Raw genomic sequence first — 19,604 nt, 5'->3', positions numbered from 1 at the left:
GTCACGCTGCGACGGTCTCGAGCCGGGCTGGCTCAGTCGGCCAGTGCCGCCTTCTGCTGTTCGAACAGCTCACCCATGCCCTGCTGCGCCAGCGCCAGCATGGCGTTGAGCTCTTCAGGCTGGAACGGCGCACCTTCGGCAGTCCCCTGCACCTCGATGAAACCACCGGCACTGGTCATGACCACGTTCAGGTCGGTCTCGGCCGAGGAATCTTCCAGATAGTCCAGATCGAGCACGGCCTCGCCCTTGTACATGCCCACCGACACGGCGGCGATCATGTGCTTGAGCGGGTCGCCGCCCTTGAGACCGCCACGCTTCTTGATCACGCGCAGGGCATCGACCAGCGCCACCATCGCACCGGTGATGGACGCGGTACGGGTGCCGCCGTCGGCCTGGATGACATCGCAGTCGACGTACAGCGTGACGTCGCCCAACTTGCTCATGTCCAGCGCCGCGCGCAGCGAACGACCGATCAGGCGCTGGATTTCCAGGGTGCGCCCGCCTTGCTTGCCACGGCTGGCCTCGCGCTGGTTACGCTCGCCGGTGGAGCGCGGCAGCATGCCGTACTCGGCGGTCAACCAGCCCTGGCCCTGGCCCTTGAGGAAGCGTGGGACACCATTCTCGACGCTGACCGTGCAGACGACTTTGGTGTCGCCGAACTCGACCAGTACCGACCCCTCGGCGTGCTTGGTGTAGTTGCGGGTGATGCGGATCGGGCGAAGCTGATCGGCGGCGCGACCACTAGGACGTTTCATGCGGGATACCTGTACCGGGATTTAGATCTGCCGGACAGTATAAAGACGCCTGCCCTTCGAAGACACGCCTATCGTCGCGACAGGCGCGACCAGATGGCGGTCGCATTGGGCGCCCAGGCCGCACTAGGCTACAATCACGCGCTTTGCCGCCGCCAAGGCGCATCCATTTCGACACGCGAGGTACACCCCATGGTGCACAGCATGACCGCCTTTGCCCGGGCCGAACACGCCGGGGACCAAGGTACCCTGGCGTGGGAGCTGCGCTCGGTCAACCACCGCTACCTCGAGCCGCACCTGCGCCTGCCCGAAGCCCTGCGCGACCTGGAAGGCGCCGTGCGCGAGGCCCTGCGCCAGGGGGTTTCGCGAGGCAAGATCGAATGCACCCTGCGCTTCAGCGAGGACAGTGCCGGCAGGCCGCTACAGGTCGACCGCACGCGTGCCGCGCAGCTGGTGGCCGCCGCCGAGACCGTGGCCAGCCTGATCCAGCAGCCTGCTCCGCTCAATCCGCTGGAAGTGCTGGCCTGGCCGGGCGTGCTGGTCGCCGATGCCAGCGACCCCCAGGCGCTCAACGCCCAGGCCATGACGCTGTTCGAACAGGCGCTGGCAGAGCTCAAGGCCGGCCGCGCCCGCGAAGGCGCCGAACTGGCACGACTGATCAACGAGCGGCTGGACGCCATGAGCGAGGAAGTCGCCACCCTGCGCACGCTGGTGCCGCAGATGCTGGCCACGCAACGGCAGAAGCTGCTGGACCGCTTCGCCGACCTGCGCGCCGAGCTGGACCCCCAGCGCCTGGAACAGGAAATGGTCATGCTGGCCCAGAAGAGCGACGTGGCCGAAGAGCTCGATCGCCTGGGCACGCACGTGGCCGAGGTCCGTCGGGTGCTCGCTTCCGGCGGCGCCACGGGCCGGCGCCTGGACTTCCTGATGCAGGAACTCAACCGCGAAGCCAACACGCTCGGCTCCAAGGCGTTCGACCCCCGCAGCACGCAGGCGGCGGTCAACCTCAAGGTGCTGATCGAACAAATGCGCGAACAAGTACAGAACATCGAGTAGGCCATTCCCACCATGAACCCCACCCGCGGCACCCTCTACATCGTCTCGGCGCCTTCTGGCGCCGGCAAGACCAGCCTGGTCAAGGCCCTGACCGATGCCGACCCGGCCATCAAGGTCTCGGTCTCGCACACCACCCGGAGCATGCGCCCGGGCGAACAGCACGGCGTGAACTATCACTTCGTGCCCCATGCCGAGTTCCATGCCCTGATCGAGCAGGACGACTTTCTCGAACATGCCGAGGTGTTCGGCAACTTCTACGGCACCTCGCGCACGGCCTTGCAGCAGACCCTGGACCAAGGCTACGACCTGATCCTGGAAATCGACTGGCAAGGGGCTCAGCAAGTCCGCGCACTGATGCCTGACGCACGCTCGGTGTTCATCCTGCCGCCCAGCCAGCAGGCCTTGCGCCAGCGCCTGAACAACCGGGGCCAGGACAGCGATGCGATCATCGAAGGGCGCATGCGCGAAGCCGTCAGCGAGATGCAGCACTACGCCGAGTACGACTACCTCATCATCAACGATGACTTTGCCGTCGCGCTGGAAGACCTCAAAGCCGTGTTCCGCGCCAACCGCCTGCACCGGGCAGTCCAGCAGCAGCGTCATCAGGCCTTGCTCGACCAGTTGCTGGCCTGAGTCGCCTTCGACCCGGAGCCGCGCAAGGCGGCCCCCGGGTCGGACCTGACCGTCAGTCCGGCACGTGCAACGCCACCTGCCGGTTCAGCGTGGTGCCGAGGAAGTAGGCCGGCGCCCGCAGTCGCGCCAGCAGCATCAGCCCGATGCCCAGCAACGAAATGATCAACGCGATCACGAACACCAGCCCCAGCCCACCGACGTGCGAGCCGCTGCCGAAGTCCGGTGAAGCGCTGTCGATCGCCGTGCGCACGAAAATCACCGACAGGATCGAGCCGCCCAGCAACGGGCACAGGCCGCGCATCAGCAGGTTGCGCAGGCTGGAGAACAGGCTGTGGCGGAAGTACCAGACGCAGGCGAAGGCGGTCAGCGAATAGTAGAAGCAGATCATCATGCCCAGGGCGGTGATGGTATCGGCCAGCACGTTTTCGCTGAGCGTGCGCATGGTCACGTAGAACACCCCCGCGGCGATGCCGGCGCAGATGGTCGCATAGCGTGGCGTCTGCGACTGCGGGCAGACGCGGGCGAAGCGCCGTGGCACCGCGCCGTAGTACCCCATGGCCAACAGCGTGCGGGCCGGCGAGACGAAGGTCGATTGCAGCGACGCGGCCGTGCTGGCGAGCACCGCGATGGACATCAGGATCGCCAGGGGCCCCATGACCGGACCGGCCAGGTGAGCGAACACGTTCTCCTGGATGCGCGGGTTGCCGAGTCCAAGGCCGGCTTCGCCGATGCCTGCGAACTGCAGCGTGGCGATGCCGGTGAGCAGGTACAGGCCCAGGATCAGCAGCACCGTCCAGGTCGCCGCCTTGCCGGGTACTTCCTCGCTGCCGACCGATTCCTCGCTGACGGTCAGGCAGACGTCCCATCCCCAGAAGATGAAGATCGACAGTGACAAACCGGCGGCAAAGGCCGAGAACGAACCGACCGCGAACGGGTTGAACCAGTCGACATCGAACGCCAGGGGCGCCGGCGCGGTGGTCTCGCCGAACGCGGCGAAGGCAAACCCGATCAGCACCAGCAGTTGCAGCGCCACCAGGCCGTACTGCACGGTCATGGTGGTGCCCATGCCTCGGCAGCAGATCCACACGGCCAGGGCGATGAACACACAACAGGTGGTGACGTTGATCAACAGGTTGTCGCTCAGCGCGACCACCGCCTCGCTGCCGGTGATCTGGCCCAGGAAGAGATAGAAGAAATCCACTGCGACCCCGGCCAGGTTGGACAGCACGATGGTGGTGGCGGTCACCAGCCCCCAACCACCGATCCAGCCGATCATCGGGCCGAAGGCGCGAGCCGACCAGGTGAACGAGGTGCCACTGTCCGGCTCGGCGGCATTGAGCTCGCGGTAGCCCAGGGCGACCAGCAGCATGGGCAGGAAGCCGACGATGAACACCGCCGGCAGGTGGGCGCCGACTTCGCGCACGGTCGGGCCGAGGGCGCCGGTCAGGGTATAGACCGGCGCGATGGTCGAGATGCCCAGCACGATGCTCGCCAGCAGGCCCAGGCGCCCCTTGGCCAGGCCCTTTCCAGACGTGGTGGAGAGGGTGGGCGCGTCGGGGGGCTGACGGGTGTCGCTGTATTCACTCATGGAGGTCTGCCGTCGCTGTTGGAGTTGTTGTGAAGGGCGTGCACGAAGCCAGCGCTTCATGCCATGCACGTGTGGGTACAGGCGATCGATCCGGCCTCACAGGGTCGGTGGGCGCAGGCCAGGCGAGCGCTGCCGGACGCCTGGAGGGGTGGCCACAGAGCAGAGGAAAGCGTCATGGAGGAGAGGCCCGTCGAATCGAAACGGCCATTGTAGAGCGGTGAGACGTGTTGTGAAGGCGAACCGGCGGGCGGCAGGCGCGATCAAGGCGTGACAGGGGGTGGCGCAGGTGGAGACCGACATGGCGTTACATCCTCTGCTGACCAGACGACGACCATGGACGGACCGTGTCGGGACGAAAGCGGGCGACTTATTGTTGTGGGACCTCACGCCGGACAGGCCGGTGAAGCGAGGTACTGACCCCGTTTGCCAAGCGGGTGCCGATTCACTATAAAATGGCCCCAATGCAACAGACATTGGCGTTTTGGCAATCAGAGCGTGCACCTATGCAATACCAGATCTCCCATGCCGACCTCACGCTGGTGCTCGCCCTGGAACGGGGCCGCTCCCTGGCCAAGGCCGCCGAATTGCTCAAGGTCGACGTATCAACCGTATTCCGCTCCATCCGCCGCCTGGAGTCGGCGCTGGGCACGGCCTTGTTCGTCAAGAGCCGCAAAGGCTACCTGCCCACCGACACCGCTCAGGCGCTGGCCGAACAGGCCGAGCGTGCCGAACAGGCCCTCGAGGCCGCCCGCATCGCCCTGACCAGCGGCGAGCAGGTCGTCAGCGGCACGGTGCGCCTGACCTGTACCGAAGCGGTGCTGCACAGCCTTCTGCTGCCCGCCCTGGCCGACTTCATGCCGGGTTATCCAGCCCTGTCGCTGGAGCTGAGCACCTCCAACACCTTCGCCAACCTCAGTCGCCGCGATGCCGACATCGCCCTGCGCCTGACCAATACGCCACCGGAGCACCTGGTCGGTCGCTGCCTGGGGTCGACGTCCTACGTCGTCTGTGGGCGGCCCGAATGGCGTGAGCGCCTGACCGAAGCCCCTACCGCCGTGCCCTGGATCGCACTCGACGATTCGATGCACGATCACCCGACGGCCATCTGGCGCACGCGACACTACCCGGACCTGATGCCGCGTTATCAGTGCAGCGGCATGTCGACCCTGGCGCAGCTGGCCAGCCAGGGCCTGGGCGTCACGGCGCTGGCCGACTACATGGTGCGCGACCTGCCGGGCGTCGAAGCCTTGAGCGACCCCTTGCCGGGCTGCGATACGCAGCTGTGGCTGCTGACCCGCCCGGACTGCCGCGCCTTGCGCTCGGTGCAGGCGCTGTTCGAGGAATTGACCCCGCGCCTGCGGGATGCGCTGCTGCGCTGACGCCTCGCGCAGGCTGTGCAAGCGGTGCCTCACGCGGTATCGTCCGACTCGATACGCCTGTCGTGCACCTTCCGCCGGGCGGCCGCCTGCAAAACAGCCCTTCCCTATTGGCTGGTGATTTTTTAAACTACCGAGTCCGCTCGCCCATTCTGGGCTGCCTGCCTATCGCATCTGCTACTGAGGAAGACCATGGCCCGCGTAACTGTTGAAGACTGTCTGGAACACGTGGATAACCGCTTCGAGCTGGTCATGCTGTCCACCAAGCGTGCCCGTCAGCTGGCTACCGGCGGCAAGGAGCCACGCGTGGCATGGGAAAACGACAAGCCGACCGTCGTCGCCCTGCGCGAAATCGCCGAAGGCATCGTCACCCCCGAGTTCATCGCGGCTGAAGAGATCGTCACCGAAGATCCCGTCTTCGCGGCATTCGAGGACGAGCCCAACGAGGCCGTCTGAATCATGCCCGGTCGACATCGAGCGGCGTCAGGTCATCTTGTCCGGCAGGAGGTCCACTCATGCCGAGCATAGAAGCCCTCGCTGATCGGCTGTCGTCCTACCTGGGCCCGGAGCAGGTCAACCTGGTCCGGCGCGCCTACTTCTACGCCGAACAGGCCCATGACGGCCAGCGTCGCCGTAGCGGCGAGCCTTATGTGACCCACCCATTGGCGGTGGCCAACATCCTGGCCGACATGCACATGGACCATCAGAGCCTGATGGCCGCCATGCTGCACGACGTGATCGAAGACACCGGCATCGCCAAGGAAGCGCTCAGCCAGCAGTTCGGCGAGACCGTCGCAGAACTGGTGGACGGGGTCAGCAAGCTGACCCAGATGAACTTCGAGACCAAGGCCGAGGCCCAGGCCGAAAACTTCCAGAAGATGGCCATGGCCATGGCGCGCGACATTCGCGTGATCCTGGTCAAGCTGGCCGACCGCCTGCACAACATGCGCACGCTGGAAGTGCTGTCCGGGGAAAAACGCCGGCGCATCGCCAAGGAAACCCTCGAGATCTACGCGCCCATCGCCAACCGGCTGGGCATGCACACCGTGCGCGTGGAGTTCGAGGACCTTGGCTTCAAGGCCATGCACCCGATGCGCTCGGAACGCATCCACCAGGCGGTCAAGCGCGCCCGCGGCAACCGCAAGGAGCTGGTGGGCAAGATCGAGCAGTCGCTGGTCCACTGCCTGAAGGTCGATGGCATCGATGGCGAGGTCAGCGGCCGGCAGAAGCACCTCTATGGCATCTACAAGAAGATGCGCGGCAAGCACCGTGCCTTCAACGAGATCATGGACGTGTACGCCTTCAGGATCGTCGTCGACAAGGTCGACACCTGCTACCGCGTGCTGGGCGCCGTCCACAACCTGTACAAGCCATTGCCAGGGCGTTTCAAGGACTACATCGCGATCCCCAAGGCCAACGGCTACCAGTCGCTGCACACCACGCTGTTCGGCATGCACGGCGTGCCCATCGAGATCCAGATCCGCACCCGCGAGATGGAAGAGATGGCCAACAACGGCATCGCTGCCCACTGGCTGTACAAGTCCAATGGCGAGGAACAGCCCAAGGGTAACCACGCCCGTGCCCGCCAGTGGGTCAAGGGCGTGCTGGAACTGCAGCAACGGGCCGGCAACTCCCTGGAATTCATCGAAAGCGTGAAGATCGACCTGTTCCCGGACGAGGTCTACGTCTTCACGCCCAAAGGCCGCATCATGGAGCTGCCCAAGGGCTCCACGGCCGTCGACTTCGCCTACGCAGTGCACACCGACGTCGGCAACAGCTGCATCGCCTGCCGCATCAACCGCCGCCTGGCCCCGCTCTCCGAGCCGCTGCAAAGCGGCTCGACGGTGGAGATCGTCAGCGCGCCGGGGGCACGGCCGAACCCTGCCTGGCTCAACTTCGTGGTCACCGGCAAGGCGCGTACGCACATCCGCCATGCGCTCAAACTGCAGCGCCGTTCCGAATCGATCAACCTGGGCGAGCGTCTGCTCAACAAGGTGCTGACCGGCTTCGACAGCGGCCTCGAGCAGATTCCCGCCGAGCGCGTCCAATCGATCCTCGACGAGTACCGTCTGGAGTTGATCGAGGACCTGCTCGAAGACATCGGCCTGGGCAACCGCATGGCCTATGTCGTGGCGCGTCGCCTGCTGTCGACCGAGGGCGAGCAGCTGCCGGCACCGGAAGGCCCGCTCGCCATCCGCGGCACCGAAGGCCTGGTGATGAGCTACGCCAAGTGCTGCACGCCGATCCCGGGTGACCCCATCGTCGGTCATCTCTCGGCGGGCAAGGGGATGGTGGTGCACCTGGAGAACTGCCGGAACATCAGCGAGATCCGTCACAACCCGGAAAAATGCGTCCAGCTGTCCTGGGCCAAGGACGTCACCGGCGAATTCAATGTCGAGCTTCGAGTGGAACTGGAGCATCAACGCGGCCTGATCGCCCTGCTGGCCAGCAGCGTGAACGCTGCCGACGGCAACATCGAGAAGATCAGCATGGACGAGCGCGACGGTCGGGTCAGCGTGGTCCAGCTGGTGGTCAGCGTGCGTGACCGTGTGCACCTGGCGCGCGTGATCAAGAAGCTGCGTACCCTGCTCGGTGTGGTCCGGATCACTCGCATGCGCGCGTAGCCCGTCAACAACAAGGAGTCACCATGACCAAGACCGTCATCAACAGCGACAAGGCCCCGGCCGCCATCGGCACCTACTCCCAGGCCATCAAGGCCGGCAACACCGTGTACATGTCCGGCCAGATCCCGCTCGACCCCAAGACCATGGAACTGGTCGAAGGCTTCGAAGCACAGACCGTCCAGGTCTTCGAGAACCTCAAGTCCGTGGCCGAGGCCGCAGGCGGTTCCTTCAAGGACATCGTCAAGCTCAACATCTTCCTGACCGACCTCGGCCACTTCGCCACGGTCAACGAAGTCATGGGTCGCTATTTCCAGCAGCCCTACCCTGCCCGCGCCGCCATCGGCGTCGCCGCGCTGCCGAAAGGCGCCCAGGTCGAAATGGACGCCATCCTGGTCCTGGAATGACGCTCCCTGCGGCAGGCCCCGGTGCCTGCCGCCCTCCCCGAAAGAGACCCATCATGCAACGTGCAGTGCTTATCTCACTGGCTGCCCTGGTACTGGGCGGCTGCGCAAGCCATGCGCCGGAAGACTACAACGGCACCTGGCTCAACCAGAATGCGATCGATGCGGCCGCCAAGGGCGTCAGCCTGCGCAAGGCCCTGGCCGGCAACGGTCCGATCTTCGAATGGAAGATCGACATGAATCGCCACCAGGCCAGCTACAGCAATGGTTTCGAGGTGGCCGAAGGGCGCCTGGAGGCCGATGATGCGAAATGGCGGGTCGTCTTCGAGAACGGCCAGACCGAGCAGCTCGACCTGAACGGTGACGAGCTGGTGCAGACCGGGCACGACCAGACCCCGCGCCTGGACTTCGAACGCGCCACCACCCCTGTCTCTGCCGAAGCGCCCGTTGGCGCCAGCTTCGAGAAGGCACTCTATGCCGCCTACCTGGGCGGCGAGTGGCAGATCGTCGAAGGCCCCGGCAAGGGCGCGCAGGTTCGCTTCCATGACGACGGCAAGGTCGAAGGCCTCCCTCAGCTCGACCGCTACGCACTGTGCCTGGCAGGCGACTGCACGACGCTCAGCGGCGAACACGACAGCCTGTGGCTCGAGCGCGATCAGCGCGGTGGCCCATGGATCTTCAAACGCGATGGCGATGAGCTGGAAATCTTCCAGGCGCTCGACAACGCACCGGCCGGCCAGATGCCGAACCTGACACCCGGGCCACGCCAGTGGTTGCTGGAGCGCGACTGATCAGGTCATGACGAGGCCAGGAGCGCGCCGTAGCCCTCCTGGTAACTCGGATAGACAGGTATCCAGCCCAAGGCCCTGGCCCGGGCATTGCTGCAGCGCTTGCTGCCCGTACGCCGCACGCGCTCCTGGTCGGACCATGCGGTGACCCCCAACTGCTGACGCAACCAGCCCACCACCTCGGCCAGCGGCGCCGGTGCATCGTCCACGCCCAGGTACAGCGTCTGCAACGGCACGCCTTGCAGGTCGGCCTGCAGCAGGAAGTCCAGCAGCCCGGCCGCATCCTCGACATGAATGCGGTTGCCGTAGAGCGGCGGGGTTTCGGTCACCCGGTAGCCTTGGCGCACCTGGCCGAGCAACCACTGGCGCCCTGGCCCGTAGAGCCCGGTCAGGCGTACCACGGTCGCCGGCAGGCCGCTGTCCAAGGCCAGTCGCTCGGCCTCCAGCATCAGGCGCCCTGAATACCCCTGCGGCTCGGTGGGGGACGTCTCATCGACCCACTCGCCAGCTTGCTGCCCATACACGCTGCTGCTCGACACGAAGAGCAACCGCCGAGGCCGCTGCCCATGGGCCTGAAGCCAGTCGAGTACATGGCGCAGACCGTCGACATAGGCGGCGCGATAGCCGGCTTCGTCATGCTGGCTCGCTGCCACGCAGTAGATCAGACAGTCCGGGGTCTGCCGTGGCCAGTCCGCAGGACACGCCGGCTCGTGCAAGTCGGCGGCGACCGGCTGCACCCCTTCGGGCAACCCTTCGACATGACGGCGCAGCCCGCTGACCTGCCAGCCCTGGGCGAGCAGTCGTTTGGCCAAGCGGCCGCCCACGTCGCCGCAGCCCACGATCATTGCGTAACGTTCGGACATCGATGCCTCTCCTCTGCCTCGCCTTCGAACCGCCGCGCGCCTGCCTGGGCGGGCCGTTCGTAAAAAAAAGATACTCTATTGCTTCTGCTAACAAGAATTAATTGCAATAATGCCGGCCTGCCTGTTCTCGGTCTTCCTCAGGCCTCGAGGACATCCACCTTCATCTTCATCAGGTCCGGCCAGCATGACACGTATTCAACCCTCCGCTTCGCCAACCACCTCGCGCGCCTGGCGCGCCATTGCCGCGCTGATGTTCAGCCTGGCACTGGCCCCGGCGGCCATGGCAGACGAGCCGGCTGCGCAGCCGGCCACTTCCACGGCGACGGCGCCCGCCGCCGCAGCACCGAACGCGACGCCGAATACGCCTGCCGTGACCCCGGCGCCAGCTGACGCCGACGACACCCAGGCCCTGGTCGAGGATACCAGCCTCGGCATGGCGCACGACCTGTCGCCCTGGGGCATGTACAAGAACGCCGACATCGTGGTCAAGGCGGTCATGATCGGTCTGGCCATCGCGTCGATCATCACCTGGACCATCTGGATCGCCAAAGGCTTCGAGCTGCTCGGGGCCAAGCGCCGCCTGCGCGGTGAAATCGCCACGCTGAAGCGCTCCGCCACCCTGCGCGAAGCCAGCGAGTCGAGCCAGAAGGAAGGCACCCTGGCCCACACCCTGGTGCACGACGCGCTCGAAGAGATGCGCCTGTCGGCCAACGCGCGCGAGAAGGAAGGCATCAAGGAACGTGTCAGCTTCCGCCTGGAGCGCCTGGTCGCGGCCAGCGGTCGCAACATGAGCAACGGCACCGGCGTGCTCGCCACCATCGGCTCCACCGCACCCTTCGTCGGCCTGTTCGGCACCGTCTGGGGCATCATGAACAGCTTCATCGGCATCGCCAAGACCCAGACCACCAACCTGGCCGTGGTCGCACCCGGTATCGCCGAAGCCCTGCTCGCCACGGCCCTGGGCCTGGTCGCGGCCATTCCGGCGGTGGTCATCTACAACGTCTTCGCGCGTTCGATCGCCGGCTACAAGGCGCAGGTCTCCGACGCCTCGGCCCAGGTGCTGCTGCTGGTCAGCCGCGACCTGGATCATCAGGGCAGCGACCGCGCCGCCCCCCACATGGTGAAAGTGGGGTAAGCCATGGGCCTGCATCTCAACGAAGGCGGCGACGACCTCGCCGAGAACCACGAAATCAACGTCACGCCGTTCATCGACGTGATGCTGGTGCTGCTGATCATCTTCATGGTCGCCGCGCCTCTGGCAACGGTCGACATCAAGGTGGACCTGCCGGCCTCGACCGCCAAGCCGGCGCCGAGGCCGGAGAAGCCGGTGTTCGTCAGCGTCAAGGCCGACCAGAAGCTGTACGTCGGCGATGACCTGGTGGCGCAACCCGGTCAGCTTGGGGCGATGCTCGACGCGCGCACCAAGGGCGACAAAGAGACCACGATCTTCTTCCAGGCCGACAAGGGTGTCGACTACGGCGACCTGATGGAAGTGATGAACACCATGCGCGCGGCAGGCTACCTCAAGGTCGGCCTGGTCGGACTAGAGACGGCAGCCAAGAAATGACCAAGAAGCGGCATAACCTGGCACGCTACAGTGGCAGCCTGGCGCTCGTGCTCGGCCTGCATGCCGCTGCGGTGCTGCTCGCCATGAACTGGACCAAGCCACAGGTCGTCGAACTGCCCCCTGCGGCCATGATGGTCCAGATGGCCCCGCTGCCGGAGCCGGCGCCGCCTCCACCGCCGAAGGCTGCACCGCAGCCGCCGACGCCCGTGGAGGAGCCTCCGTTGCCCAAGGTCGCGGAAGCCCCTAAGCCCAAGATCGCCATTCCCAAGCCGCCCAAGCCTCAACCCAAGCCCAAGCCGCAGCCGCCCAAGCCTGAGAAGAAGCCTGAGCCGCCCCAGGAAAAGCCGCCGACCGAGCACGTGGCCGAGACGCCGCCGACAACGACACCGCCGAAACCCTCGGCCGCGCCGGCACCGAGCGTCGCGTCCAACAGCAAGGCCCTGCCGACCTGGCAGAGTGACCTGCTGCGCCATCTGGCCAAGTACAAGCGTTACCCCGAGGACGCGCGCCGTCGCGGCCTGCAGGGCATCAACCGCTTGCGCTTCACGGTCGATGCCGATGGCAAGATCCTGTCCTATGCCCTGGCCGGCGGATCGGGCAGCGCAGCCTTGGACCGGGCCACGCTGGAGATGATCCGGCGGGCGCAGCCGGTGCCCAAGCCGCCTCAGGAGGTGCTCAACAACGGCACCATCGAAGTGGTCGCGCCTTTCGTCTACTCCCTGGACCGTCGCTGAAGGCGTTCCCGTGGCGAAAACGCACGTCTGATAGCGTGCGTCCATCGAGTGCAGCCGCTATGCTGGGGCCGCAACTTCATGGACGCACGTTATGACCCTCACAGAACTCCGCTACATCGTCACCCTCGCCCAGGAGCAACACTTCGGCCATGCTGCCGAACGCTGCCACGTCAGTCAGCCGACCCTGTCGGTGGGCGTGAAGAAGCTCGAGGACGAGCTGGGCGTGCTGATCTTCGAGCGCAGCAAGAGCGCGGTCCGTCTGACGCCGGTCGGCGAAAGCATCGTGGCCCAGGCCCAGAAGGTCCTCGAGCAGGCCCAGGGCATCCGCGAACTGGCCCAGGCCGGCAAGAACCAGCTGACCGCCCCGCTCAAGGTCGGCGCCATCTATACCGTGGGTCCCTACCTCTTCCCGCACCTGATTCCGCAGCTGCACCGGGTCGCCCCGCAGATGCCGCTGTACATCGAAGAGAACTTCACCCACGTGCTGCGCGAAAAGTTGCGCAATGGCGAACTCGACGCGGTGATCATCGCCTTGCCGTTCAACGAGGCCGACGTGCTGACCATGCCGCTCTACGATGAGCCGTTCTATGCCTTGATGCCGAGCAACCACCCCTGGACGGCCAAGAAGAGCATCGACACCGCGGCGCTCAACGACAAGAGCCTGCTGCTGCTGGGCGAAGGCCACTGCTTCCGCGACCAGGTCCTGGAGGCTTGCCCGACCCTGACCAAGGGCGGCGAAGGCTCGCGTCATACCACGGTGGAGTCCAGCTCCCTGGAAACCATCCGGCACATGGTCGCCTCCGGCCTGGGCATCTCGATCCTGCCCCTGTCGGCCGTGCACAGTCATCACTATGCGCCTGGCGTCATCGAGGTCCGCCCGCTGACCGCGCCGTCGCCCTTCCGTACCGTAGCCATCGCCTGGCGTGCCAGCTTCCCGCGGCCCAAGGCCATCGAGATCCTCGCCGACTCGATACGCCTGTGCTCGGTCGCCAAGCCGCCCGTGGACCCGATGGCCTGACCCATGAACGAGCTGTCGAAGGTGCCGGTGACCGCGCTCAAGGGGATAGGCGAGGCCATGGCGCAGAAACTCGCCAAGGTCGGCCTGGAAAACCTGCAGGACGTGCTGTTCCACCTGCCCCTGCGCTACCAGGACCGCACCCGCGTGATTCCCATCGGCGCCTTGCGCCCCGGCCAGGATGCCGTGGTCGAGGGCGTGGTCAGCGGTGCCGACGTGGTGATGGGCAAGCGCCGCAGCCTGGTGGTGCGCATGGGCGACGGCAGCGGTGTGCTGAGCCTGCGCTTCTATCATTTCAGCCATGCGCAGCGCGAAGGCCTCAAGCGGGGCACGCACCTGCGCTGCTATGGCGAGGTTCGCCCGGGCGCTTCGGGTCTCGAGATCTACCACCCCGAATACCGAGCGCTCAATGGTGACGAACCACCACCGGCGGTCGAGCAGACCCTGACGCCGATCTACCCGACCACCGAGGGGCTGACCCAGCAGCGCCTGCGCGCGCTGTGCCAGCAGAGCCTGGCGCAGCTCGGCCCGAGCAGCCTGCCGGACTGGATACCGGACGAGCTGGCCCGCGACTACCAGCTGGCACCGCTGGACGAAGCCATCCGCTACCTGCACAACCCGCCCGCGGACGCGGACGTCGACGAACTGGTCGAAGGGCACCATTGGGCCCAGCACCGCCTGGCCTTCGAAGAACTGCTGACGCACCAGCTCTCCCAGCAGCGCGTGCGCGAGAGCCTGCGCACCCTGCGTGCACCCGTGCTGCCGAAAGCCAGCCGCCTGCCCGCCCGCTACCTGGCCAACCTGGGTTTTCAACCCACCGGCGCGCAGCAGCGCGTGGGCAACGAGATCGCCTACGACCTCAGCCAGGGCGAACCGATGATGCGGCTGGTGCAGGGCGATGTCGGCGCCGGCAAGACCGTGGTCGCGGCCCTGGCAGCGCTGCAGGCGCTCGAGGCCGGGTACCAGGTGGCATTGATGGCGCCGACCGAAATCCTTGCCGAGCAACACTTCATCACCTTCAAGCGCTGGCTCGAACCCTTGGGTCTCGAGGTCGCCTGGCTGGCCGGCAAGCTCAAGGGCAAGGCCAGGGTCAATGCCCTCGAACGCATCGCTGCAGGCGCACCGATGGTGGTAGGCACCCATGCGCTGTTCCAGGAAGAGGTGAAATTCAAGCACCTGGCCCTGGCGATCATCGACGAGCAGCACCGCTTCGGCGTTCAGCAGCGCCTGGCCCTGCGCCAGAAAGGCGTGGGCGGCGCGTTGTGCCCGCACCAGCTGATCATGACCGCCACACCGATTCCGCGGACGTTGGCCATGAGCGCCTATGCCGACTTGGACACGTCGGTGCTCGACGAACTGCCGCCGGGGCGAACCCCGGTGAACACGGTGCTGGTCGCCGACAGCCGACGCTTCGAAGTGGTGGAGCGGGTGCGTGCCGCCTGCGCCGAAGGTCGGCAGGCCTACTGGGTCTGCACCTTGATCGAGGAATCCGAGGAACTCACCTGCCAGGCGGCCGAAAGCACCTACGAAGACCTGGGCAGCGCCTTGGGCGAGCTCAGCGTGGGCCTGATCCACGGTCGCATGAAGCCGACCGAGAAAGCCGCGATCATGGCCGAGTTCAAGGCCGGCCACCTGCAGCTGCTGGTCGCCACCACGGTGATCGAGGTCGGGGTCGACGTGCCCAATGCCAGCCTGATGATCATCGAGAACCCCGAGCGGCTGGGCCTGGCCCAGTTGCATCAGTTGCGGGGTCGCGTAGGTCGGGGCAGCGCGGTCAGTCACTGCGTGCTGCTGTACCATCCGCCGTTGTCGCAGGTCGGTCGTGAGCGTCTGGGCATCATGCGCGAGACCAACGACGGCTTCGTGATCGCCGAAAAGGACCTCGAACTGCGTGGTCCCGGCGAGATGCTCGGTACGCGCCAGACCGGCTTGCTACAGTTCAAGGTAGCCGACCTGATGCGCGACGCGGACCTGCTGCCGGCGGTGCGTGATGCGGCTCAGGCGTTGCTGGCCCGCTGGCCCGATCACGTCAGCCCCCTGCTCGACCGCTGGTTGCGCCATGGCCAGCAGTATGGCCAAGTGTGACCTGCTTCACCTGGAACCGTCCGCCCTTGGGACTGTTTATATTCGCGCTTAACACTGGATCGTCATCATGACTGAAGTTGCTCTGGAAACCACCGCCGCTCGTGCACCGTCCGTGATCTGTCGCTTGCTCGACAAGCTGGGCGTCACCTACCGCGAGGTTCCAGACCAGCCCGGTCACCAGCCGGCCCGCAAGGTCCAGGCCGTGCTGCTGGATGACGAAGTCGGTGCCCTGATGGTGCTGTTCCCGTGCAGTCATCTGCTGGACCTCAAGCGCCTGACCGAGCTGACAGGCCGTACGCTGACGGCCGTACCGGTCGCGCGGTTGCGGCAGATGCTGGACAAGCACGGGCTCAAGGCACTGCCGGCGATCCCGGCCCTGACCAGCTCACCCTGCCTGTACGAACAGAGCCTGCTGGACATCGACTCGCTGCTGATCCAGTCCGGCGAAGCAGGCGTGCTGCTGGAGCTGACGCTGACCGAGTTCAAGCGCCTGCTGACCAAGGCCAGCGCCGGCAGCTTCGGCGAGCCGGTGCGCAACATCCACCTCAACCTCGACCGCAAGGACGATTCCAGGGAGATCAGCCGGGCGGTCCAGGCCTTCACGGCGCGGCGCATCCAGCAGCGGCTCGAGCAGACCATCGAGATTCCACCGCTGCCGGATTCTGCACAGAAGATCATCAAGCTGCGCGTGGACCCCGATGCGAGCATCGACGATATCACCCGCGTGGTGGAAACCGACCCGGCCCTGGCCGCCCAGGTGGTCAGCTGGGCAGCGTCGCCCTACTACGCCTTCCCCGGCAAGATCCGCTCCGTGGAAGATGCCATCGGCCGTGTGCTGGGCTTCGACCTGGTCATCAACCTGGCCCTGGGGCTGGCCTTGGGCAAGACCCTGAGCCTGCCCAAGGATCATCCGCAGCACGACACCCCCTACTGGCAGCAATCGATCTACACCGCCGCGGTGATCGAAGGCCTGACCCGAGCCATGCCCAGGGCCGAACGCCCCGAAGGCGGGCTGACCTACCTGGGCGGCCTGCTGCACAACTTCGGCTATTTGCTGCTGGCCCACGTGTTCCCGCCCCACTTCTCGCTGATCTGCCGCCACCTGGAGGTCAACCCGCACCTGAGCCACCCCTACATCGAGCAGCATTTGCTGGGCATCACCCGCGAGCAGATGGGCGCCTGGCTGCTGGGGCTGTGGGACATGCCGGACGAGCTGGCCACGGCCTTGCGCTTCCAGCATGACGCCCACTATGCAGGCGAGCATGCCGCGTTCGCGAACCTGGTCTGCCTGGCCACGCGCCTGCTGCGGGCACGGGGCATCGGCAGCGGTCCCGAGCTGGAGATCCCCGACGACCTCCTCGAGCGCCTGCACCTGACGCGACAGAAGGCCGAAGAGATCGTGGGTCGGATCCTGGATGCCGAGGCGCTGCTGCGCGAACTGGCCGCGCAGTTCTGAGAGAGACGCCTCGGCGGGCTCAGGCCGGTCGAGGGGCGCGCAGGTGTTTCATCAGGCCCTGGAACCACATGACCAGGGCCGGGTTGCCCTTGATCTGGATACCCTTGTCCTGGATGCCCTGCATGAAGGCCAGCTGCTTGTTCCTGGCCTGCAAGGTCGCGTAGCCATACGGCGCATTCTTGAAGGCGATGGCGAAGGCCGGCTGGGGGTGCGTACCGCGTCGGCTGATGACGCGCTGATCCTTGACGATGAAGTGCCGGGCGACACGGCCGTCGAGCGTCTGCATCTGGAACACCAGGTCCTTGTCCTGCAATTGCTTGCGAAAGGCCGGGTTGTGGCGGCTGGCTCGGGCCATGAGCAGGCCCATGGCCCATAGGAGAAGGCGAAACTTCATCGTGATATCTCGAAAACGAACGTGCCCGGCAGTCTATCGGCTCGTTCGCCGAATGCCAGCCGGGTCGGGTGCCCTGTGCAGGGGCCTTTTGCCCTGCCCCTGCGCCATGAAGCCCTCAACGCGCGCGTTTGGCCGCGCCAGATGCGTTCGAGGAGGATGCCGAGGCCTTGGGTTTGGCGGCTTTGGGCGCCTTGGCCGATGGTGCGGCCACGTCGCCGTGGAGCAGGTCCCGGAACGCCTTGCCAGGTTTGAAGGCCACCGTGTTGCTGGCCTTGATCTGCAGGGCCTCGCCGGTCTGTGGATTCTTGCCGTTGCGGGCGCCCCGGTGGCGTTTCTCGAACGTGCCGAAGCCCACCAAGGTCACGCTCTGGCTGTCGACTGCCTGTGTGATGGTGTCCAGTATCGCGTTGAGCACCTCGTTGGCCTTGTCCTTGTTCAGGCCGGTTTCTTCCGAGATGACGGTAGCGAGCTGTGGTTTGCGCATGGTAGAGCCTCTTTGACGGGAATTCTTTTTGTTATGCCGTGCGGTGCGTTGGACGGGGTGTCCAGGGGTACGACGCGGCTTCCAGGCTGAGACAGACGCGGTTGAGAATGGCATGCCGCCAGGGTGCACGCCAGCCCCCCTCGTCAATCAGGCGGACAGGTGGCACTTCTGCCCTGTGCCAGGGCGGATTGACAGGATTCGCTCCCGCATTCGCCGGGCCGTAGCGTGCAGAAGCCGTCTTTCAATCATGCTAAGCTCGCCGCTTCTCCAGCCGGTGCAAGCCCTCGACAACGTGCCCTACGAACCCTCGCAAGCCGTCGCTGCCGCGTGGCAGCCCTACGCCCAGGTAGCCCCTGCGATCGATCCGCCGACGCTCGACTGGCTGTTCGACCAGGGCTCGCTCACGCGGCGCCTCACCGCGCTGTCCCAGGATCGCTTCGACGTCGTGCCGCTCTTCGAGGGCTGGCAGGCGCTGCGGGACGACGAATGCACGGCGCTGGGCCTGGCGCCTGGCGAGCAGGGCTGGGCGCGGGAGGTGTACCTCAGGGGCCGAGAGCAGCCCTGGGTCTTCGCCCGCAGCGTCGCGTCGCGTCGCGCCCTGGTCGCGGGAGGGCTCGATCTGCAGCACCTGGGCACGCGTTCGCTGGGCGAAGTGCTGTTCTGCGACCAGGCCTTCACCCGCCACCCCATCGAAGTCTGTCGCTATCCCGAGGCCTGGCTGCCTGCACCGGTCCAGGGGCCGGCGCGCTGGGGACGCCGTTCGCGCTTCGAGCGCGACGGGCTGCAGCTGCTGGTCGCCGAGGTCTTTCTGCCTGCCTTCTGGCAGGCCGCGCTCAAGGACACGAACTGATGTACCTGCAGATGCTCAAGTCGCTCAACCGTCTCCACCCACGCGCCTGGGACTTCGTCCAGCTCAGCCGCATGGATCGGCCGATCGGCATCTACCTGCTGCTGTGGCCGACGCTGACGGCGGTCTGGATCGCAGGGCATGGCAGCCCGACCGTGGCCAATGTGCTGATCTTCGCGCTCGGCGTGGTGCTGATGCGCGCCGCCGGCTGTGCCATCAACGATTTCGCCGACCGCAAGGTGGACGGCCACGTCAAGCGCACTGCCGACCGTCCCTTGGCCAGTGGTCGTATCTCGGGCCGTGAGGCGTTGACGCTGTTCGCCCTGCTGGTAGGCGCGAGCTTCCTGCTGGTGCTGTGCACCAACGCCCCGACCGTGGGCCTGTCGTTCGGCGCCGTGGCTCTGGCCTTCTGCTATCCGTTCATGAAGCGTTACACCCACTTCCCGCAAGTGGTGCTGGGCGCCGCCTATTCCTGGGGAATCCCCATGGCTTTCATGGCCGCCAACGAAACCCTGCCGGCCAGCGCCTGGTGGCTGTACCTGGCCAACCTGCTGTGGACCGTGGGCTACGACACCTACTACGCCATGGTCGACCGCGACGATGACCTGAAGATCGGGGTCAAGTCGACGGCCATCCTCTTCGGCGCGGCCGACCGACAGATCATCCTCGGCCTGCAGCTGGCATCGCTGGTCTGTCTGCTGCTGGCCGGCCTGGCCTTCGGGCTGGGCAGCGGCTTCCATCTGGGGCTGCTGGGGGCGGCCTTGTGCTTCGCCTGGGAGTACCGCTCGACCCGCGCGCGGGACAGGACGTCGTGCTTCAAGGCGTTCCTGCACAATCACTGGGCCGGGCTGCTGGTGTTCCTGGGTGTCGTGCTCGATTACGCGATGCGCTGAGGCAGGCATCCGGAGGCGTCTCGGCAGTTGTCACACAGCTGCAATAAT

20 protein-coding genes are annotated in these 19,604 nt (G+C 66.1%); 15 read left to right on the top strand and 5 right to left on the bottom strand.

Annotation, left to right across the window (positions count from 1 at the left end; genetic code table 11):
* Positions 1-32: 32 nt before the first annotated feature.
* Entirely contained in the window at positions 33-755 is a 723-nt protein-coding gene (rph, locus tag APT63_00340) for a ribonuclease PH (protein ID AMA44176.1), read from the bottom strand.
* A 189-nt stretch (positions 756-944) separates the two neighbouring features.
* Here rph and APT63_00335 point away from each other — a divergent pair, with 189 nt between their 5' ends.
* The gene (locus APT63_00335; GenBank protein AMA44175.1) at positions 945-1,808 is read left to right on the top strand and encodes a hypothetical protein; all 864 of its coding nucleotides are present in this window, start codon (positions 945-947) and stop codon (positions 1,806-1,808) included.
* Between the two features lie 12 nt (positions 1,809-1,820).
* Positions 1,821-2,441, top strand: a complete 621-nt coding sequence (locus APT63_00330; protein AMA44174.1) for a guanylate kinase — start codon at positions 1,821-1,823, stop codon at positions 2,439-2,441.
* A gap of 52 nt (positions 2,442-2,493) precedes the next feature.
* On the opposite strand, the gene APT63_00325 is transcribed toward APT63_00330, so the two are convergent.
* Positions 2,494-4,029 carry an amino acid transporter gene (locus tag APT63_00325; protein AMA44173.1) on the bottom strand — a complete coding sequence of 512 codons (1,536 nt, stop codon included), beginning with the start codon at positions 4,027-4,029 and terminating at the stop codon, positions 2,494-2,496.
* A gap of 503 nt (positions 4,030-4,532) precedes the next feature.
* On the opposite strand from APT63_00325, the gene APT63_00320 reads away from it, so the two are divergent.
* The 5 genes from APT63_00320 (at position 4,533) to APT63_00300 (ending at position 9,221) form a co-directional block, all read left to right on the top strand.
* Positions 4,533-5,408 carry a LysR family transcriptional regulator gene (locus APT63_00320; protein AMA44172.1) on the top strand — a complete coding sequence of 292 codons (876 nt, stop codon included), beginning with the start codon at positions 4,533-4,535 and terminating at the stop codon, positions 5,406-5,408.
* Positions 5,409-5,597: 189 nt separating this feature from the next.
* On the top strand, positions 5,598-5,861 hold the full coding sequence (locus tag APT63_00315) for a DNA-directed RNA polymerase subunit omega (protein AMA44171.1): 264 nt from the start codon (positions 5,598-5,600) through the stop codon (positions 5,859-5,861).
* Between the two features lie 59 nt (positions 5,862-5,920).
* On the top strand, positions 5,921-8,029 hold the full coding sequence (locus APT63_00310; GenBank protein AMA44170.1) for a (p)ppGpp synthetase: 2,109 nt from the start codon (positions 5,921-5,923) through the stop codon (positions 8,027-8,029).
* A gap of 23 nt (positions 8,030-8,052) precedes the next feature.
* The gene (locus tag APT63_00305; GenBank protein AMA44169.1) at positions 8,053-8,433 is read left to right on the top strand and encodes a reactive intermediate/imine deaminase; all 381 of its coding nucleotides are present in this window, start codon (positions 8,053-8,055) and stop codon (positions 8,431-8,433) included.
* 53 nt (positions 8,434-8,486) lie between these two features.
* The gene (locus APT63_00300; GenBank protein AMA44168.1) at positions 8,487-9,221 is read left to right on the top strand and encodes a hypothetical protein; all 735 of its coding nucleotides are present in this window, start codon (positions 8,487-8,489) and stop codon (positions 9,219-9,221) included.
* Positions 9,222-9,226: 5 nt separating this feature from the next.
* Here the strand turns inward: APT63_00300 and APT63_00295 are convergent, their stop codons facing one another.
* Positions 9,227-10,081, bottom strand: a complete 855-nt coding sequence (locus tag APT63_00295; GenBank protein ID AMA44167.1) for an NAD(P)-dependent oxidoreductase — start codon at positions 10,079-10,081, stop codon at positions 9,227-9,229.
* A 184-nt stretch (positions 10,082-10,265) separates the two neighbouring features.
* Between APT63_00295 and APT63_00290 the strand changes: the two genes are divergently transcribed.
* The 6 genes from APT63_00290 to APT63_00265 all read left to right on the top strand — a co-directional run bounded on the left by APT63_00290 (position 10,266) and on the right by APT63_00265 (position 16,938).
* Positions 10,266-11,216, top strand: coding sequence for a biopolymer transporter ExbB (locus tag APT63_00290; protein ID AMA44166.1), 951 nt, complete (start codon positions 10,266-10,268; stop codon positions 11,214-11,216).
* Between the two features lie 3 nt (positions 11,217-11,219).
* A complete protein-coding gene (locus APT63_00285) occupies positions 11,220-11,648 on the top strand; it encodes a protein TolR (GenBank protein ID AMA44165.1) in 429 nt (142 codons plus the stop codon).
* The gene (locus tag APT63_00280) at positions 11,645-12,382 is read left to right on the top strand and encodes an energy transducer TonB (protein ID AMA44164.1); all 738 of its coding nucleotides are present in this window, start codon (positions 11,645-11,647) and stop codon (positions 12,380-12,382) included. The genes APT63_00285 and APT63_00280 overlap by 4 nt, the downstream gene beginning before the upstream one ends.
* 91 nt (positions 12,383-12,473) lie before the next feature.
* Positions 12,474-13,400 (top strand): LysR family transcriptional regulator, encoded by a 927-nt coding sequence (locus tag APT63_00275; GenBank protein ID AMA44163.1) that lies wholly within the window; start codon positions 12,474-12,476, stop codon positions 13,398-13,400.
* Positions 13,401-13,403: 3 nt separating this feature from the next.
* On the top strand, positions 13,404-15,482 hold the full coding sequence (locus APT63_00270) for an ATP-dependent DNA helicase RecG (GenBank protein ID AMA44162.1): 2,079 nt from the start codon (positions 13,404-13,406) through the stop codon (positions 15,480-15,482).
* Between the two features lie 67 nt (positions 15,483-15,549).
* Positions 15,550-16,938, top strand: a complete 1,389-nt coding sequence (locus APT63_00265) for a histidine kinase (protein ID AMA44161.1) — start codon at positions 15,550-15,552, stop codon at positions 16,936-16,938.
* A gap of 19 nt (positions 16,939-16,957) precedes the next feature.
* Here APT63_00265 and APT63_00260 read toward each other — a convergent pair whose 3' ends face one another.
* Both APT63_00260 and APT63_00255 read right to left on the bottom strand, forming a co-directional pair.
* Positions 16,958-17,332: a helicase gene (locus APT63_00260; protein AMA44160.1), complete on the bottom strand. Its 375-nt coding sequence runs from the start codon at positions 17,330-17,332 to the stop codon at positions 16,958-16,960.
* Between the two features lie 115 nt (positions 17,333-17,447).
* Positions 17,448-17,816, bottom strand: a complete 369-nt coding sequence (locus tag APT63_00255) for an integration host factor (protein AMA44159.1) — start codon at positions 17,814-17,816, stop codon at positions 17,448-17,450.
* Between the two features lie 292 nt (positions 17,817-18,108).
* On the opposite strand from APT63_00255, the gene APT63_00250 reads away from it, so the two are divergent.
* Together APT63_00250 and ubiA are read left to right on the top strand one after the other, a co-directional pair.
* Positions 18,109-18,666, top strand: coding sequence for a chorismate--pyruvate lyase (locus APT63_00250; protein ID AMA47750.1), 558 nt, complete (start codon positions 18,109-18,111; stop codon positions 18,664-18,666).
* Entirely contained in the window at positions 18,666-19,556 is an 891-nt protein-coding gene (ubiA, locus tag APT63_00245) for a 4-hydroxybenzoate octaprenyltransferase (protein AMA44158.1), read from the top strand. Before APT63_00250 ends, ubiA begins: the two co-directional genes overlap by 1 nt.
* The last annotated feature ends 48 nt before the right edge of the window (positions 19,557-19,604 follow it).

The organism is Pseudomonas monteilii, from assembly GCA_001534745.1.
Classification (GTDB): Bacteria; Pseudomonadota; Gammaproteobacteria; order Pseudomonadales; family Pseudomonadaceae; genus Aquipseudomonas; species Aquipseudomonas alabamensis.
Note: the sequence above shows the minus strand (reverse complement) of the source record. Positions and strands in the feature narration are given on the sequence as shown.